Genomic DNA, 13,411 nt, shown 5'->3' on the forward strand with positions numbered 1-13,411 from the left:
GCTGCGGCCGTCTGTTCCAGCGTTGCCGCCTGACTTTCGGTGCGCTGAGACAGATCATCCGACGCCTGGCTGATCTCCGTCGCGCCATTGCGAATGCTGTCAGCTGAGTTGATGACATCAGAAATCGTTGAGCTGAGTGTTGTCAGGGTCCGGTTGAAGTCACTGCGCAGCTGTTCGTGATCTGCCGGGAAGGGTTCTGTCAGCGGTTTCGAGAAATTACCATTGGCCAGATCCACCAGCCCGTGGCTTAGCTTCTCCACAACGTCATGTTGTTCTCTTTGCTGTTCGGCCCGTTCTTCCTCAGCACCCCGGGCGCGTTTCAAGTCATCCCGAAGACTAACCAGTGTCTTACCGATTTGACCCAGTTCATCCCCACGGCTAGCCGATGCAACTTCACCGTCCAGATTACCTGCGGCCACTTCGTCCATGTCTTCACAGATTTTTGTGATCGGACGCGTGATGGTACGGATGGTGAACAATGCGATAAGCATCAAGGTTAGTCCAGCTAGGGCCACGCCAATCAGAATATTACGGGTCAGATCTTGCGAAGCAAGCAGAGGTGCCTGAATGTTCTCGCGTACTTCTAGGACGCCGCGCACATCGCCAATTTCCCAATCGGACTTGGGCGTGTCTGGGTGGGCATTGTGGCAGGACACACAGCCTTCGGCGACCATTGGATCAGCGACTGCAACGCGCAGGTAGGTTTCGCCATTTTCGATTTCTTGTCGTTTGAATGTTCCATCGGGATTGGCGCTCAAATACTCCCATGCGTCTTGCATGAAGCTGTCCATTTCACGCCCTACACGGCCAGGGAAAGGGAAGGGACTATAGAGCGATAAGCTGGTGCCCTGTTCAGCAAGCAGTGCATTGACATCATGCACAAATGTGGCAGGGAGGGGGATCACGCTGGGGTCGTTGGCATGATCGATCCCTGCGGACATATCCGCAGATTGCTTTACATCCTTGATTACATTTCTTGTGTAGTATCCGCGGATTGCCTTGATTTGATTGACTACTCCTGTTGCGGAAGTGGTGGCAAAATCAATGGTGTTTTTTTCAAGAATTCGAGGAATGGATAGCCAGGCAATGCCAAGGCACAAGAGTATGAAAAGTGGGATTGGAAAGGTCAATCTAAAGGCAATCGACTTAAGCATCTTCTGCATGTCTGGCGCTCCATCTTAGCCAAACCGGTACCACATCCATTCTGGCCGCAGAACGGTATCGTTCTGAGCGGGTACGTTTTCGGCTCACATCATATTTGGGGAGTGCAGAAGTAGGGTAATTCTCTTACCCTTCGATTAAGCTATCGCAAATATGACCACTGTCAGAATAGGAACTGCACCACGGACCCTTATGTTGGGGACGTGATGCAGTCCTTAGTGGTCTGAGATTAATAGTCTTTCCAGATATCAGCAGTACTTGATGTCGCATTGACTGTTTTTTTCTCAGGCAGGTCTTCTGGAACAGTGTCCCAACTGTCTCCATGAGCCGTTGGTGAAACCACTTCATCGGCGTCTAGATTGCGCGAAGAAGAAGCTTGTTTTTCATCAATGGTGAAATGGGCCACCAGATTGGACAGTTTGCCTGCGTCAGTGTTCAGCAAATGACTGGCGGCGGTGGCCTCTTCCACCATGGCGGCATTTTGCTGAGTCACTTGATCCAGCTGGGTCACACCAATATTGATTTCAGCCAGACCTGTGGACTGTTCTGACGATCCAACGGCCATTTCAGAAACCAGCTGCGAGATGTGACCAACCCTGTCCACAATGCTGATCAGGGCTGTGCCTGCCTTGCCGACCAGCTCAACGCCTTCTTCCACTTGCTTTGAACTGTCGCCAATTAGGGTTTTGATTTCCATGGCAGCGTCCGAGGAGCGCTGGGCAAGGGCCCGCACCTCAGAGGCAACAACCGCAAAGCCGCGACCTGCTTCGCCGGCACGGGCGGCTTCGACACCCGCATTGAGCGCCAGCAGATTGGTCTGGAAGGCAATGTCATCGATGACGCTGATGATTTGACTGATATGGCGCGCCGAGTCCTCGATTCCCGTCATAGCGGTCACCGCATTTTGGACCACCTTGTCGCTTTCCACGGCCTCATCTCTGGCTTCGTTGACAATGTTTTCCACACTCAAGGCGCCTTCCGCCGCAGATTTGACACTTGCGGTCATTTCTTCGAGTGCTGCCGCAGTTTGTTCCAGTGTTGCGGCCTGGCTTTCAGTGCGTCGAGACAGATCATCAGAGGCCTGACTGATTTCGGTTGCACCGTTGCGGATGCTGTCGGATGACCCAATCACCTCGACTATGGTTGAACTCAGGGTTTTCAGGGTTCGGTTGAAATCACTTCTCAATTGTTCGTGGCCTTCTGGGAAGGGCTCAATCAATGGTTTTGTGAAGTCGCCGTCTGCCAGGTTGACCAGCCCATGGCTTAACTTGTCGACCATATTGCGTTGCTCCTCCTGCTGGACTGCAAGTTGGGTTTGCGCAACGGAGGCAGCTTTTAGGTCGGCTTTAAAGCCTTCCAGAGTGACGGCGATGGTGCCGAATTCATCGCCGGCCTCGGTGCCGGCAACCTCGCTGTCATAATCCTGATCTGCAATGCGCTCTACGCTTTGGGCCAATGCTCCAACTCGGCGGGCAATGCCGCGGGCAGCAAACCATGAAAGAAGCGCAACGATCAACGAAACCACCAAGACCTGAACGGCAGATGATCGTAGCATTTCGTGTTCGGAGGTGAGGGCTTCTCCACTATCGATTTCAAGAACAATGCCCCAGGTTTTTCCGTCGAAAGTGAAAGGAATAGATTCAGCTTCGACCGATTGCCCTTTCAGCCCTGTCACGCCTGAGAGGGCATGGTGACCTTCAAGGAATGATTCCTCAATTTGGGGCAAGTTGGGCAAAGCATCCAATATCTGGTGACCTTCTGGATGAGGTGACGCGGTCAATGCGGCACCGTCTTCACGCACCAAATAGACCAGCCCGGATTCACCTAGAATATCCGATTGGGACAAGATTTTGGCCATCTGGTCAATTGGGATTTGCAGTACAAAGACCCCCAACAATTCGCCGTTGCGAATGACAGGGGTAGAAATAAACATGGCCGGTGCACCATGACTTGGCGCATAGGCGTCCATGGACGTGAAATGCACCTCACCCTTTTGCAGAGTTATGGCCGATTGAAACGCTTCGCCAAGACCCGAGGAACTATAAAGTCCAGTCCGGAAGTTCGTCGCAAAATCATCTTCCTTAAACACTGAGTAAACAAGATCCCCATTGGGGTTCAAAAGGAAGAGATCATAGTAATGCAGCTCGCGCTGGAAACTTTGGAAACCCAAGTGATACTGTTCATGCAGGTCGGACCAAAGTGACTGATCAGAAGCCTTAAGAAGTTCGTCCTTCTTACCAAGCGGATTTGGGTTATCTGCGATATAGGCGGTGCGGAGATGCTCACCTGCTCTGTCACCCAGTTGTTGCCAGGCCGAGTCGAATTCAACGAGCGCGGTTTCCACACTTTTGCTTGCGCTTAAGGCGCGGGTCTCCGTTTCTATCCGTTCAAGCCAATCGCTAAGAGCGTGCTCGCGCTCGGACAGCAAAGTGTAAAACGCGGCTTCGCGGTTAGTCTGAAGCACTGTATGGGTCTGCCAAGCATACATAAGACCTGACGCCATGGTTAGTAGGATTGTTGGCAGAGCAATCAACAGAGGCAGCTTTTTACTGAGCTTTAGTCTGTTCCACAGAGTGAATATGCTGGTCATGATCGCGGATCTCTCATCAAAAGGTTACTTTTTAAGTGGCCGAACAAAAAAGGGGGAGGCCTGCGCTCATCGTGCCCAAAATATGTTTCGGGCGCGTTAAGTTGGGAGATTTCCGTGAATAAACTTCAATTATAGATTGCAAGCAGGTACTTGTGATATGGGTAAGGGTCTTTGCGAGAGACGGAATTGACCCGTTGGAACGGGAAGCCCGCGAATGGTGTGGCTTGCTCGCGGGACAGTCGAGTGCAAAGAACAGCTCGATTTTCCTGTGAGGCTTGATAGAAACCCATATGCCTTATCTGGGAGAGACCAATGATCAAACTTTTTAAACCGTTCGTTGCCGCCGCTATCGTTACCGGGCTGGCCGCGACTTCGGCTTATGCGCAGACCCGCGTGACTTATAAATCCGCCAAAACCACATCGTCATATTACCAGATGGCGGTTCAGATTGCCGAGGCAATGAAGGCCGGATCTGATGGCGATATTGTTGTTACGGTCGAGGAAAGCCAAGGCTCGGTGCAGAACGTGATGGAGGTAAAAGCCCGCAATGGTGACTATGTGTTCACCACTCCGCCGGTCCTGGTCAGTCTGGCACAAGGCGGCAAGGCGATGTTCAAGGACAAGAGCGACCCGGCCTTTGACGAGATCCGTGCCCTGTTCCCAATTCCATCACTGACAATGCATTTTGTCATGTCCGATGCGTCAGGCGTGACCGACTTTGCAAGTCTGGAAGGTAAAACGCTGCTGTTGGGCAAGGGATCGTTTGGTGCTCGTGAAGGGGAAAAATATCTCAAGCTGTTTGGCCTTGAGGGCAAAGTTGAGATTGCGGATGTTGAGCTCTCTGGTGCTGTTCCTGCGTTGAAAAATGGCCAGATCGATGGTTTTGTCACTGCTGGATCATACCCAGCCCCCAACGTGATCGAGGCCGCCGCGTCAACGGGCGTTTCAGTCCTGTCATTGAATGACGAGCAAATTGCAGCCAGCAAGCGCGCCCGGCTGGTCATTCCGGCTGGCACCTACGCGGGTCAGGACAGAGACATTGTTACAACGTCCTTGCCCGTTGTCGCCTTCACCACCACCAAGATGGACGAGGCTACCGCTTATGCGCTGACTAAAACTTACTGGGAAGGCAAAGCCGATATGGGCGCTGCAGCCCCGTGGTGGAACGGTGTGGACCGCGGCCTGATGGCAAATATTACGGGTAAAATTCATCCAGGTGCGTTGAAGTATTACACTGAAGCTGGGTTTGAACTGAGTGACGCGCAAAAATAAGCTGACCTGATCGTCAGAGAAAAACGGCCGGGCAGGCAATTGCCCGGTCCTGTTATCTAAAGGCCCCAGAAAATATGATCGATACACAGTCACGTATGACCCAGCATCCTATTTGGTTGGGATTGGCAGCCCTAATGGTGATGTTTCATCTGGGTTTGATTTTCTGGGGGCTGGTCCCTAATCTCGTCAGCCGCCCTTTGCATTTAACTTTCGTATTACCTTGGGTTTTTGTTTTTGCTGCCAAATCTCGGGCGCAATTGATCTCGGGTGGGGTGCTGACAGTACTGGGGGGGGCTTCTGCACTGTGGATAGCGCTGAACCATGACATGCTAGGTGACCAGTACGGCTTTCTTGAGGGGGACTTTCAGACCGCAGTGGCTTTAACCCTTTTGGTCTGCGTGATCGAAGCCGCGCGCCGTGCAATTGGCTGGCCGCTGCCCTTGGTCGCAGTTGCAGCATTGGGGTATGCACTGTTTGGTGACGCTATCCCGGGCGAATTTGGGCACTCAGGCACCCCCTTGCCTAGTTTTCTGGGCACCATGACAATAGCGGAGGGTGGAATTTGGGGAAGCCTGACCGCAGTTTCCGTCGGGGTGGTGTCGATTTTTGTGATTTTTGGCGCGGTTTTGAACGCGGGTGAGGCCGGGCAGGGTTTTATGAATGTTGCTGCAGCAGCGGCCGGGCGTCTTAAAGGTGGGGCGGCCAAGGTCTCGGTGATTTCATCAGCGCTGTTTGGTTCCATTTCGGGTTCTGCTTCGGCCAATGTTGCTTCAACGGGCGCTATCACTTTGCCCGCAATGACCAAACTTGGCTATCCTAAACGTCTGGCCGCTGCGGTAGAGGCTGTGGCGTCGTCGGGTGGACAAATTATGCCGCCATTGATGGGGGCAGGTGCCTTTGTCATGGTTGAGCTGACAGGTGTTCCCTACACCTCGATCATGGGCGCCGCCATCCTGCCTGCAGTGCTGTTTTTCTTTGCTGTCTGGGTGGGTATCAACGCTTATGCCAGCCGGTTTAAGTTGCGTGGTATTGACGCGAGCGAACAACCCGCAACGCGCGACGTAGTGATCACATCCGGGTTTTTTCTGGTGCCATTTTCGGTTCTTCTTTGGGGTATGTTTGGGGCCGGATATACCCCCCAATACGCCGCCTGTATGGCGATACTTGCCGGAGCGGTATTGTTGATGTTTAACCGTGAAGCCCGGTTTGACCGCAGTCAGTTTGCCGCAAGGTTGTCTTCGGCTCTGCTGAATGCGGCACGTCAGATCGGGATGATCGCTTCGATCATCTTTTGCGCGTCTATCATCATTGGCGTGTTGTCGATTACCGGGCTGGGCGTGAAAATCACCTCACTGATCCTGTCTGGGTCAGGTGGGTTGCTGTGGCCGTCTCTACTGCTGACCGCAATAGCCTGTCTGGTTCTGGGGATGGAGGTGCCGACCACTGCTGCCTATGTCATCTGCGTCTCTGTTGCGGGGCCAGCGCTGATCCAGCAGGGGCTGGAGCCACTGCAGGCGCATCTGTTTGTGTTCTGGTTTGCGTTGCTGTCCACTATCACTCCACCAGTCTGTGGGGCGGTGTTCATCGCCGCAGGGATGATTGGCGAAAACTGGATCAAGGTTGCGCTAACTGCAATGGCGCTGGGCGTTGGTCTTTATGTCATTCCTTTGGGGATGATAGCCAATCCAGACATTTTACGGCTGGCTGAAACCCCTATGGCCGCACTGTTTGCCTTTTTGCGCATGGCAGTTGGCTTGGCGGTGCTAAGCTATGGCTTGATCGCCTTGTCCGCCCTGTACGCCAAGGTGTGTGTTGGCTTGCTAGGGCTGGCTATCGTTATGTCTGGTGTAGTCTTCTAGATCTTTGTTTGGCGATTGGTCCGGCTGGGCCTTTTTGTTGGACCCATAAAAAAGGCGCCCAGATTTGGGCGCCTTATCTTGTTTGACCATGGCCAAAGTTTAGCCAATGATTGCGTTCAGCGTCGCGCTGGGCCGCATCACTGCTGCGGTCTTGGCCGGGTCTGTGTGGAAATATCCGCCCAGATCAGCAGGTTTGCCCTGCGCAGCAGCCAGCTCCGCAGTAATCTGCTCTTCCTTTGCACCCAGTTCAGCTGCAATCGGAGCAAAGTGCGCGGCCAGTTCAGCGTCATCGGACTGTGCAGCCAAAGCTTCGGCCCAGTAGCGGGCGAACCAGTAGTGGCTGTCGCGGTTGTCAGGCTGGCCAACTTTGCGCGATGGCGAACGGTTGTTGTCCAGAATGCCCTGCGTCGCAGCCTCGGCAGCAACACCCAGAACGCCAGCTTTGGCGTTGCCTTGGCTGTCAGCCAGGAAGTTCAGGCTTTCACCCAATGCGCAGAATTCGCCCATCGAGTCCCAACGCAGGTGGTTTTCTTCGACCAACTGCTGAACGTGCTTGGGGGCAGAACCGCCAGCACCGGTTTCAAACAAGCCGCCACCGTTCATCAGTTTCACAATCGACAGCATCTTGGCCGAGGTGCCCAGTTCCAGAATTGGGAACAGGTCGGTCAGGTAATCCCGCAGCACGTTGCCAGAGATGGCGATGCTGTCGTTGCCTGCAGTGATGGTTTTCAGCGACTGGGCTGTTGCCTCACGTGGGGCCATGATCTGGAACTTGTCCGCAACGCCAGCAGCGTCCAGAATAGGTTTCACATATTCGATCAACTGAGCATCGTGGGCGCGGTTTGCGTCCAGCCAGAAGATCGCCTCGGAACCTGTCAGGCGCTGACGGTCCATGGCCAGTTCGATCCAGTTCAGGATCGGAGCTTTCTTGGCCGTGCAGGAACGCCAGATATCGCCGACCTCCACGTCGTGGCTGTGCAGTGTGTCGCCATTGGCCAAAACCACACGGATCACACCGTCGGCTGGGGCCTCAAAAGTGGTTGGGTGCGAGCCGTACTCTTCAGCCTTTTGCGCCATCAGGCCAACGTTGGCGACAGAGCCAACAGTTGTCACATCCATAGCACCGTTGGCTTTGAAGAAGTTGATGGTCTCATCATAGATGGTGGCGTAGCAACGATCAGGGATGACACAGTTGGTGTCGCCCTTATTTCCTGCAGCATCCCAGCCTTTGCCGCCAGCGCGGATCACAGCAGGCATCGAGGCGTCGATGATCACATCGGACGGAACGTGCAGGTTGGTGATGCCTTTGTCGCTGTCGACCATATACATGCCCGGACGATCCGCAGTTACAGCGTCAATCGCAGCCATGATGTCGGCATTGCCGGCAACGCGGTCCAGCAGGTCACCCATGCCAGAGTTTGCGTTTACACCCAAAGCATCCAGCTCAGCACCGAATTTCTCGAAGACCGGCGCCAACCATGCCTTAACCGCGTGGCCAAAGATGATCGGGTCCGAGACCTTCATCATGGTGGCCTTCATGTGCAGCGAGAACATGGTGCCGTCGGCCTTGGTGTCCTCAATCGCACCTGCCAAGAAGGATGCCAGTGCTTTGGCGGACATGAATGTCGCGTCAGCAACGGTGCCTTCTTCCAGTGGCCAGCTGTCTTTTAGCGCAGTGACAGAACCGTCTTTGGCGACAAATTCGATTTTCGCATCACCGGCCTGTGCGGCGGTGATCGTCGCGGATTTTTCGTTGGCGTAGAAATCATTGCCCGGCATGGACGAGACTTTGGTCTTGCTATCGCTGGCCCATGCACCCATCGAATGAGGGTTGTTTTGGGCGTAGTTTTTCACAGCGCGTGCTGAACGACGGTCCGAGTTGCCTTCGCGCAGAACCGGGTTCACAGCGGAACCCTTGATGGCGTCGTAACCGGCACGAACAGCTTTTTCTTCGTCTGTTGATGGCTCTTCGGGATAGTCGGGCAGGGCGTAGCCCTGTGACTGCAGCTCGGTGATCGCGGCAACCAGCTGAGGTACCGAAGCCGAGATGTTTGGAAGTTTGATGACGTTGGCTTCTGGTGTTTTCACCAGTGTACCCAGTTCAGCCAGATCGTTGGACTGACGCTGCTCTTCTGTCAAACTGTCTGGAAACGCCGAAAGAATACGGGCTGCCAGTGAAATGTCCTTGGTGCCAAAGTTCACGCCGGCGGCGCTGGCAAAGGTGCGAATGATCGGCAACAGTGAGGCACTGGCCAACTCAGGCGCTTCGTCTACGATGGTATACAATACATCGGAGTTTGATTTTTCTGCCATTATTCTCAACCTTTCAGCGATTTCGGAAACTTTGGTAAATCGATGCAACACGCTGCACCCAGAATTGATCCCATATTGCCGGTCAAGGGGCGCGAATTGCGACTCTTGCGGCCTACGTTATGCGCCTCATGTAAAACAAGGAGCGCTGACGTTCAATCGTCTGGAGGAAAAAACGACCGAACATATTGCCGCGCTTTGACATAAAGACGGAAATCCCCCATCGCCTGAACGATGGAGGGATGCCAATTTGCGGGTGTTCCTCGAGTGGAATTCAAGGAGAAGGACTAGAAATCCTGCCAAAGGTCCTTCGCTGCGGATCCTTCGGACATTGCGGCTGCCACTGGGATAGCGGCGGCTGTATCCCAGCCATCCTCGCCGTGAGAAGTTGGACCAGAAATTGAGTTCGTCGGAGCCGCTGTTGCAAGTATTGGTGTACTTGATCCACCAGTGATCGTGAAGCGGGACACCAACCCAGACAGTTTGGTGGCGTCGGTATTCAGCAAATGGCCTGCGGCGGTCGCCTGTTCCACCATTGCAGCATTTTGCTGCGTTACTTGATCCAATTGGCTAACACCCATGTTGATTTCACCAAGACCTGTCGATTGTTCACTGGCCCCTTCGGCAATGCCGGAAATCTGTTGGGAAATATCCGTAACACGCTGAACAATACGGTCCAGTGCACCGCCGGCCTTGCCGACAAGGTCTACACCTCGCTCAACCTGCTGCGAGGAGTTTCCAATCAGGGTTTTGATTTCAGTGGCCGCATCCGAGGACCGCTGGGCCAGAGCACGCACTTCGGAGGCGACAACAGCAAAGCCACGGCCTGCTTCGCCCGCACGCGCGGCCTCAACACCGGCGTTGAGAGCCAGAAGATTGGTCTGGAAAGCGATATCATCAATGACCCCGATGATCTGCGAAATGTGATGGGCGGAATTTTCGATCTCGTGCATCGCTTCGACGGCATTTTTCACCACAGTTCCGCTGTCTTGTGCTTCGCTTCTGGCTTCCTGCATCAAGTTTTCAACACTTCTGGCACCTTCAGCAGCTGACCGTACGCTAGCCGTCATTTCTTCCAGCGCAGCAGCGGTTTCTTCCAGTGTCGCAGCTTGGCTTTCGGTGCGGTGTGATAGGTCATCAGACGCCTGACTAATCTCATTCGCACCGCTGCGGATGCTCTCAGAGGCTTCAATCACTTGGACCACTGTACCGTTCAATGTCTCCAAGGTTTGGTTGAAATCAAGCCTCAGCTGTTCGTAACCTTCGGGGAATGTTTCGGTGATTTGCCCTGTGAGATCGCCGTCGGACAATGCAGATAGGCGCTGGTTTAAGGTTTCGACCACACCACGTCTTTCTTGATCTCGGGCTTCCTGGCCACGTTCCATTTCACGTTGTTTCTGAAGTGATTGGCGGAACACTTCAACTGTCTGGGCCATCAACCCGATTTCGCTACGTACCTGCGTTGCCGGAACTTCCGTTTCCGTTTCCCCGTTCACCATTCCCTGCATGCGAACCTGCAATGCACCCAAGGGGGCGGTTACGCTGCGGGCGATTACATAGCCTGCTCCTGCAAGCAGCAGGAGACAAACAGCCATTGTGGCCATTGCGGCCTTGCGCATCCAGCTAAGACTGGCTTCGATATCAGAGACATAAGAGCCGGTTCCAATAATCCATCCCCAGGGTTTATACAGCTGTACATAGCCAATTTTCTGCTCAGGCTGATCTGCATTTGGTTTTTGGAACCAGTATCGTACTGCCCCAGCACCAGCCTGGCTTTGGGCCACCTTGTTCATCTCTTCGAAGATCTTCAAACCATTGATGTCTTCCAGATCGGCTTTGTTGGTTCCTTCCCATTCAGGCTTGAATGGGTGCGCCTGCACGATATTGTCCACATCGTTGACGAAAAAATACCCGGCAGTTCCAAACCGCAGACTGTTCAACTGATCATGGGCAATTTTCTTGGCATCATCACGCGACAGTTCTCCTGATTCAACACGCGCTTCAAGGGCAGTCAAAAGGCTGATGGCGGTATCAGTGGCATGGTGTAACTCGTTTTCACGCATCGAGTAGGCGTTGTCGACTGCGCGAGACAGTAGAATAACGGTGAGGAAGGCGATCATAATCAGCGAGAGGGCAATCACCGCATAGATGCGGGTGGATAGGCGATAAAGTGCAGCAGGCATCGTAAGTTGTTTCCTTTGCGGTGTTCGATATTCGAACAGCACCTAGGAAACGGCTCCTAATATTTCCTTAGATGCCGGAGAAAAAAATTGTTTTACCCTACGGAAAAAGGCTTTTCTCTCTACCAAGGTGTATTTCCCAAACACGTTACTCGTTTGGCGTGCTAGCTTCGCGCTCGCGTTGAGCCAAAAATGCTGTGATGCAGAATTCATGCAGCAGATTCGCTTTACCAAGCCAAAAATGGTCAAGTCGTCGGTATCTTGTTGCCTAGGATAAATGGCCTGACCCACGCCTTAGGCTGAGGTCTGAATTCGATGCAATTGAGCCCCCAGAAATTAGTTCATGCTTTTTCTGAGGTCTTCATTAGACTGACAAAGACACTACAGGCCGTGACCTGCCTGATAATTGGTACGGGGATTTGACCAAGCACGATAATTTCTAAGGGGCTTTTGATGACCAAACCCAAAGCAACCTATCAAGCCGCTCCATCTTTGCGGCACATGGTATTTGGTGACGGAACCCCAAGAAAGGCGCTGATGACCGCATTGGTCGTCGGTACCATTTTGACCTTGATCAATCATGGGGACCTAGTCTTGGCGGGAGAATTACCACCAATGTGGAAGGTGCTGCTGACCTATTTAACCCCTTTCTGTGTGACCACTTGGGGGGCGGTGACGGGTAAGCGTGCCCAATGGCAGCTTGATTTTTCGGCAAAGACAGATGGCTGATGTGTGTTCTAGGGAGTTATCATGAAAGTTGAGGATCTATTCAACCAAAAGAATATCGTCGAACTGAGTTTCTTCAATTTTCGCAACGCTATAACAGCGGCATATTATGCCAACGAGGATTTTGAGATCCTCAAGGTAAACGACAACTTCCTGCACTTTTTTCCGGTGTTGGGAAATGTCTCCAACGCATATTTTCCAGATGTTTTGGAGCAACTGGGTGTTCCGGGCGTTCAAATTGATACCTGGATCACAGGTATCCGTGAAGACGGATCGGTGCGAATTCCTGAGATACACATCTCTGATAATGGAAACAGCCGGGTCTATGCGCTGATGTCGGCACGTACGAAAGATCCCAGTTTTTCTTATCTCAATGGCATCCAGGGTCAGTTTGTCGATCGCACCGAAGAATGGGCTCTGCGGCATGAGCGGGAGGAACTGCTGGAGCAGAAAATCCGCGACCGTGAGATCATTGAAGAGAAAAGCTCCCAGTTGGAACATCTTGCAACACGTCTGGCGAAATATCTCTCACCGCAGATATATGAGAGCATTTTTGCAGGCAAACAGGACGGTAGCACCAGAACCAAGCGTAAAAACCTGACCATTTTCTTTTCTGATATTGAACACTTCACGGACTTGTCTGACACGTTAGAGCCAGAACGTCTGACATCAGTGATCAATTCCTACCTCTCGGAAATGTCTGCAATTGCCATTCAATGCGGTGGAACCATCGACAAATTTATCGGCGATGCGGTGATGGTTTTCTTTGGGGACCCAGAGAGTGATGGTGAGGAGGAAGATGCGTTAAAGGCTGTTGAGATGGCACTGTTGATGCAGCAACGTGTTGGCGAGTTGCAGAACCATTGGAAAAAGCTAGGTGTGCCAAAGCAGATGAGAGTGCGCATGGGAATTACCTCTGGTTTTTGCACTGTCGGTAACTTTGGCTCAGAGAAACGGCTTGATTACACTGTCCTGGGTGGCCCTGTGAATTTGGCATCACGGCTTGAAGGATTGGCTGAGCCGGGCTGTGTGTTGATATCTGAGAGCACCTGCAACCTGATTTCAGAACATGTTGCTTGTGAACCCGTTGGAGAGATAAATCCAAAGGGGTTTGCGCGTCCGGTTGAGGTGTTCAAGGTGTTGGAATTCCGCTCTGCAGAACATCGTGACCGAATGTTACGGCGAAGACTTTCACGGAGTGGTAGCCACGTCGAAGTGAACGTGATCGACAGTAGTAACATCCGCGCCGCTATAGAAGAGCTGCGTCGAATTCAGCAAGATTTCGAACGGCAACTGGATAGTTAGCAAATGGG

The 13,411-nt window shown here is 52.9% G+C and carries 8 protein-coding genes; 4 read left to right on the forward strand and 4 right to left on the reverse strand.

Going from position 1 to position 13,411, the window contains the following annotated elements; all coding sequences use genetic code 11:
- Together GO984_RS21055 and GO984_RS21060 are read right to left on the reverse strand one after the other, a co-directional pair.
- Positions 1-1,163 (reverse strand): Tll0287-like domain-containing protein (locus GO984_RS21055; RefSeq protein ID WP_157024527.1); only part of this gene is annotated, 1,163 nt, incomplete at its 3' end.
- Between the two features lie 227 nt (positions 1,164-1,390).
- A complete protein-coding gene (locus GO984_RS21060) occupies positions 1,391-3,751 on the reverse strand; it encodes a methyl-accepting chemotaxis protein (protein ID WP_157024528.1) in 2,361 nt (786 codons plus the stop codon).
- Between the two features lie 312 nt (positions 3,752-4,063).
- Between GO984_RS21060 and GO984_RS21065 the strand changes: the two genes are divergently transcribed.
- Together GO984_RS21065 and GO984_RS21070 are read left to right on the forward strand one after the other, a co-directional pair.
- Positions 4,064-5,023: a TAXI family TRAP transporter solute-binding subunit gene (locus GO984_RS21065; protein WP_157024529.1), complete on the forward strand. Its 960-nt coding sequence runs from the start codon at positions 4,064-4,066 to the stop codon at positions 5,021-5,023.
- A 74-nt stretch (positions 5,024-5,097) separates the two neighbouring features.
- Positions 5,098-6,882 carry a TRAP transporter permease gene (locus GO984_RS21070; protein ID WP_245231203.1) on the forward strand — a complete coding sequence of 595 codons (1,785 nt, stop codon included), beginning with the start codon at positions 5,098-5,100 and terminating at the stop codon, positions 6,880-6,882.
- A gap of 99 nt (positions 6,883-6,981) precedes the next feature.
- Here GO984_RS21070 and GO984_RS21075 read toward each other — a convergent pair whose 3' ends face one another.
- Together GO984_RS21075 and GO984_RS21080 are read right to left on the reverse strand one after the other, a co-directional pair.
- A complete protein-coding gene (locus GO984_RS21075) occupies positions 6,982-9,195 on the reverse strand; it encodes an NADP-dependent isocitrate dehydrogenase (RefSeq protein ID WP_157024530.1) in 2,214 nt (737 codons plus the stop codon).
- 284 nt (positions 9,196-9,479) lie between these two features.
- Positions 9,480-11,375, reverse strand: coding sequence for a methyl-accepting chemotaxis protein (locus GO984_RS21080; RefSeq protein ID WP_157024531.1), 1,896 nt, complete (start codon positions 11,373-11,375; stop codon positions 9,480-9,482).
- A 450-nt stretch (positions 11,376-11,825) separates the two neighbouring features.
- On the opposite strand from GO984_RS21080, the gene nrtS reads away from it, so the two are divergent.
- Together nrtS and GO984_RS21090 are read left to right on the forward strand one after the other, a co-directional pair.
- On the forward strand, positions 11,826-12,101 hold the full coding sequence (nrtS, locus tag GO984_RS21085; protein WP_209279453.1) for a nitrate/nitrite transporter NrtS: 276 nt from the start codon (positions 11,826-11,828) through the stop codon (positions 12,099-12,101).
- Between the two features lie 21 nt (positions 12,102-12,122).
- Positions 12,123-13,403 carry an adenylate/guanylate cyclase domain-containing protein gene (locus GO984_RS21090; RefSeq protein ID WP_157024532.1) on the forward strand — a complete coding sequence of 427 codons (1,281 nt, stop codon included), beginning with the start codon at positions 12,123-12,125 and terminating at the stop codon, positions 13,401-13,403.
- Positions 13,404-13,411: the final 8 nt, after the last annotated feature.

It is taken from the genome of Parasedimentitalea huanghaiensis, assembly GCF_009753675.1.
Classification (GTDB): Bacteria; Pseudomonadota; Alphaproteobacteria; order Rhodobacterales; family Rhodobacteraceae; genus Parasedimentitalea; species Parasedimentitalea huanghaiensis.